At 56.4% G+C, this 2,802-nt stretch carries 1 protein-coding gene and 1 pseudogene; both read right to left on the reverse strand.

Features of this window, described 5'->3' with window-relative positions:
* Positions 1-379: pseudogene (locus ACQRAX_RS25385) on the reverse strand (hypothetical protein); the annotation flags it as partial.
* Positions 380-390: 11 nt separating this feature from the next.
* A partial coding sequence (locus tag ACQRAX_RS25390) for a T6SS effector BTH_I2691 family protein (RefSeq protein WP_427867768.1) occupies positions 391-2,802 on the reverse strand: 2,412 nt, incomplete at its 5' end.

Genomic DNA, 2,802 nt, shown 5'->3' on the forward strand with positions numbered 1-2,802 from the left:
TTATCCCTGCAAGCCATTTTAAAAACTTTAGAGCCCACTCCGGAAAATCTTTCCACTTGCAATATTCCACTCCAGATCGGCTGAAGCGATAGGCAAACTTCATCCGCTGATGGGTCACACTCAAAATTACAAGTGTAAAGACCATATAAAAGCAAAAACCAATTACAACTCTAGCGACGAACCCTTCACCCGGCGCAGGCACTAAGTACACGACATACGACAGCCCAACCAACGCGACTGACAAAAACAAAAACATGCAATTGGCTACAAATGTATTGTAATTTCGCGCCCGAATAGTCCAGCCCAATAATTCGGGTTCATGCGCGAACTTCCATTTAAGCTGCGACGGCAAATCAAGGTCTTCATTAAACTTAAGCACTCTAACACTCATCAATCGTTTGAATGGGGCACGAGCAAGCTTAATAGCTGCGTGCTTTTTTTCGCCAGCACGATGCCATCTTTCTCCATCAACTCATTTTTAAATACTGTGTTGGCCCGATCGGCTTCATTCGTTGTCCATTCCAAGGCCAGCCGAAACATGTATCCACGACGATCTCTTCGCTGCCACACGCCAGCCGGGTATTTAACCTCCAATTCAAGGACCGAACTGGCCGCGGAGCTATCTATCCAGACTTGCCAAAGTCGGTGTTGCTCTTGCAAGGGGTAGGTGAAGTCCGCTGGACTGAGTTTATTTCTTGGTCCTCCCGGCAACTCTCCAAGCAGCGTTGGGTCGACCCAGTTGCCTTCGAGAAACTGGTCGTAAAAATTGCCCCCTGTAACGTACAGTTGATCTTTAGAAAAATAACGCTTCTCGATTATCGCCGGCTGCAAGGTCAGCTCTTTGCCCGCCAACGCTGCAGGCAGCAGGATTTGCACCCAGAAGCCCAGCCATCTCCTCGGAGTGCTACCACCGCCGTAAGACAAGGCCCTTGCCATTACTGTGGGGCGCTGCAAGGTCTCCAGCAGCATTTGCATTTGCTCGAGATGGCCTTCCTTGCCCTGCGATGCAGGTGTTGCCCCGCGTCCCCAGCAGCAGCGGTACAGCCACAAGCGCAGTCCCTCACGCTTGAAGCGGTTGGCTGCCATAGAGACCATCAGATAGGCAATACCCAAGAGCGCTAACGTGATCGTTACTGGCGTCGACATAATCCAGGCAAAACTAACCCAATAGCCGAGCCTTGCGCCAATTAACTGGACGCTGAAAGCAAAAGCCATCCCTTGCGCAATACGAAGCTTCCATGTCAGTAGCGCTTTCTCTTCCTCGCTTGTGGCAACATCAGCGTCTTCGGAGATCTGCCACGCCTCCAGCCCAGCAGCAACGGCTCCCAACGCGGCCCACGTCACCGTGCGCAAAATTAGACCTTTCGAATCCGTGGCAAACTCGTTTGCCACCGCAGCCTGGGCATTTCCACTGGAGGCACTCTTGGCTACTCCTAACCATTCTAAATAACCAGCCTGGGCAACTTTCCGAACTTCTTTACCCAGCGTTGTAGACATCCCCCCCGCACGATTCCAAGCCGGCCCAACCCACAACGCCGCGATGGCATTGGCGGCGTAAGCGGCATTGGCCCCCATGCTGCGCCATTCATCCGCAGAAAAATGACCGTCGTTCTGCGCCGTCTTGGCGCTGCTCCAGACGTTCCACACGTTCAAACCAACCAGCAAGGCTGGCATGGCATTGCCCAGGTTCTGCGCCATCCAGGCTTTGGTGCGTATCAGGTAATCTTGGGTACCGGCCACTTTCAGTTGCGCCAACACCTCAGACTGCCCCAGGTCGACGAGCCAGCTGTTGATCAGCCCCAGCGGGGCATTCAGGCGTGTGCTGCCAGATGCTTTGGCGATGAGCTGGTTAGGCCGTTTGAGGAACAGCTGTTTCAGCTGTTCTTCATGGGTTTGCAGTGATATCCGCGCGCTGCGTTGGTCGTGAGCCGCCCCGGGGTGAAGCAACACGCGCTTGGCGCCGGTTATTTTGTTGTTCACGCTTTGCACTTGCAGCAGCCAGGCCTGGTAGTCGCGTAAGTAGGTCGGGTTGGTGAGCAACTGGGTGGCGCTGGATATTTCAGTGGAGATCAACACCTGGGTCGCCGCAAGGGTCAAGCCGGTGTCTTGCTTCATGGCCGGTAGCAGCATGCCGCTGAGCCCGTGCCAGGCATCCCTGGCCTGGTTGTTGGCGACCTGGATCAGGGTGCTCATGGCTTGCTTGGCGGCGCTGCTCATGGCTTGGTAAGGCGGGCTGTTGCGGACTGACTCCAGGTCAAGGACCGCTTTCATTTCATTGGCTCGGGTGGCCATGCTCGTCACATCACCCGCCGCGCTCGGCGTCAGTGCCGGGGTGCTGCCATCCCCTTCACGGCCCTGGTCGTCAAGGGTGCCGTAGGTGGTGAAGTTGTGCGACACCGTTTTGATCAAGGCCGCCACGTCCGGGCTGAAGTTGTACAGCGCCAGGCCGAACAGGCTGGTCGGTCGCCTGGCCTGCTGGCACAGCCACTTTTGCCCGTTCTGCCCGTTGCCCAGTACGGTGTACAGCGCGTGTGCGGTCTCCAGCAATTCGCTGGCTTGGTCGGCTTTGCAGGTGTCGTGGTAAACTGCCTCAGCGCGGGGGCTGAGGCGATCAAGCCAGGTGAGCAGATCCGCTTCGCTTCGCTGGCCATGCGCCTGAAGCCGTTGCGCCTGGGTGGTGGTCTGGCTCAGGTAGCGCTGCACCTCATCAAAGCGCACGTCCTCGCGCCACAAGCGCTTGGCCTTCCATTCTTCAAGCGCCGCCTGCCAATCACCCTGGACGGGCAGTAGCCCCCATCGGGC

Source organism: Pseudomonas sp. UM16, assembly GCF_050312595.1.
Classification (GTDB): domain Bacteria; phylum Pseudomonadota; class Gammaproteobacteria; order Pseudomonadales; family Pseudomonadaceae; genus Aquipseudomonas.